The organism is uncultured Nostoc sp. (assembly GCF_964245575.1).
Lineage (GTDB): Bacteria > Cyanobacteriota > Cyanobacteriia > Cyanobacteriales > Nostocaceae > Nostoc.
This window is the reverse complement of record NZ_CAXTNP010000527.1, coordinates 1-2,184: the sequence shown is the minus strand read 5'-3', so window position 1 is coordinate 2,184 and position 2,184 is coordinate 1. Positions and strand designations below refer to the sequence as shown.

The following is a 2,184-nucleotide window of genomic DNA, read 5'->3' as shown; positions in this document are numbered from 1 at the left end:
GGACAATCAAGCTAGCGACCACGATATGGGATGTAAGGAAAAATACATTCCTTGTTTGGGCATCCACTACCCAAGAAATTAACCATTTTAGACTTTGGCAATGGTACGACTTTGTATTCTCGTTATAACCAGGGTCAGCGAGAAGTTCACACTGCCTACCCTATTGGTGTAGAAGTTCTCATCGATGATATTTCCCAAAAAATGAAACATTTAAATGGCGGAAAAATCGGAGACCCATCCAAAATCCGATTTTGTTTGGAAATGGGGCATACCAGGTACAGCCGTGACATCGATATCAAAGATGTTTACAGCGCAAGTTTAAAAGATTGGTATGAAAAATACTTGAAGAAAGTGGTGAATCTGACACTTGATGCCAAGCACCAAGGGGATGAAATCTGGGCGATTGGTGGAGGCTGCCTCTTACCAGGATTTAAAAAGCTGTTGGAGAAAAACGGCTTCAAAATCCTGGACAATCCGGTAGAAGCCAATGTCTCTGGGCTTCTAGAAATGGCAAAAACTATTAGCAGCAAGAACCCAACTACTACAGCTCTTAAGTGAAGTTATAACAATGGCAGATAAAAAAGACTTAGCACCGGAAAAAGTTCGCCTCAAAGATAATTACCGAGAGCGCATATTTGCAGAATCGCAAAAACTAGATAAAAGTTACCTGGACACGCTTTACTTTATAGTTGATTGCTATTTTGTTTTCATCAAGGCTGGATTACCTGCACACCAAATAGCAAACACTCCGATTAATACTGAGTCAAACCAACCCACGTCTTGGACTCCAACTCCATTTGCAGAGGAGAAAGAAGAAGATTCTTCAGGGGAAACTTTCAGCCTTGATTTTGATTTGTAACCGTTAGAGGTCATACTAAAGGAAAAGTCAATTAAACGATACACTAACTTTTTTAGACTCATTTAGCTCTTTTAATTTAAAAGCCCTGGTAAAAATCCAGGGCTTCGCTCGATATGCAGCTTATTAAATGCCAGCTTAAAATCTTTGCCAGCGTTTTCTATACATTCGCAGGCGTTTGTTTCCAGGCTTTTGCTGTCAAAAATTTGCCGCGTTCGCAGCCTGTAACATCTGCATAACATTCACATTTCATCCTTACCTGTGTGCCATCTCGGTATTATCGGCTGCATACTGATGATATCGTGTTTGCTCAGAACGTACTGGATTATCGGCAGAGGCAACGGGAGAAGAAGGAACGCAAGCCACAGGAGGAGCAGGAAATAAACGCGAATTATGCAGCTAGAATGCAAGCCCAGTATGGAATTAATGCGATTAGACCTTCATCTAATCTACCGTTCACCCCCTAATAATGGAGATGAGAGTAATAATCCCTTGGGTATGGACACAGATGAAAGCCCCAATAATAAGTGGTGGGAGCGGGTTAAATATTATGCCCAATTAGTAGAGTTGCTCAGAGGGTCGAGTCAGCTGTGGGCATGGTAAATAATTACTTAGTACCCTAACGATCGATGAAAAAAAAGTGGGGGGTGATGGTTTAACACTGGAGCAAGTGCAACAGTTACAGGCACAGATGTCTCCAGGAAATTAATCTCGGTAAACATTCATGTATCATCATTGAGGTGTCAACTGTTGTTTCAGTGATTTTGTAACTGCTTTATATTTACAGTATGAAATTGAAAGAGGAGCGCAAGTAGGAGGTAGCTTACTTAACCGTTTTGGAAAATCTTGGTTTCCTCGTATTAAGGATAGAGAATTACGGTTTGCATTCAAAGTAGATACAGAATTAGAAAATTAGCTCTACAATCAAATCCTAAATGAGAACTTTTAAAGTTTTTGCCGATATAGTGGGGGACTTAAACCCAATTATCAAAACTTTTAACTGTTAACTGATAACTGATAACTGTTAAATCCCTTTCACCAGCGAGCGATCGCTCTTAAAATTGACTAATCTGGGACTGAATGCCTTACAGTGCTAGCGTACAGTTCCCTTTTTGTCCCTATTTTACACAAGTTTCTGTGCAATGGCTCAAGCGCCACTTTAAGAGCGATCGCTTTGCGAAAAAGAAAGTTAAAATTCTTGAATCGATACATCCAAATGAATCCGAAACAATTAGAAGACTCCATTTTTGAAGCTGTCTCTGACGCGATTGGAAGAGAATGGACAATTGAAGATAAGCAGTTGATTCAGAATGATTCCGAATTGCTCT

The 2,184-nt window shown here is 40.2% G+C and carries 2 protein-coding genes and 1 pseudogene; all 3 read left to right on the top strand.

Annotated features, from left to right (window positions below; all coding sequences use genetic code 11):
* Window positions 1-48: 48 nt before the first annotated feature.
* Window positions 49-558, top strand: a pseudogene (locus tag ACFFAP_RS38045) (hypothetical protein); the annotation flags it as partial.
* Between the two features lie 10 nt (window positions 559-568).
* On the top strand, window positions 569-859 hold the full coding sequence (locus tag ACFFAP_RS38040; protein WP_375516040.1) for a hypothetical protein: 291 nt from the start codon (window positions 569-571) through the stop codon (window positions 857-859).
* 390 nt (window positions 860-1,249) lie between these two features.
* Window positions 1,250-1,459 (top strand): hypothetical protein, encoded by a 210-nt coding sequence (locus ACFFAP_RS38035; protein ID WP_375516039.1) that lies wholly within the window; start codon window positions 1,250-1,252, stop codon window positions 1,457-1,459.
* The last annotated feature ends 725 nt before the right edge of the window (window positions 1,460-2,184 follow it).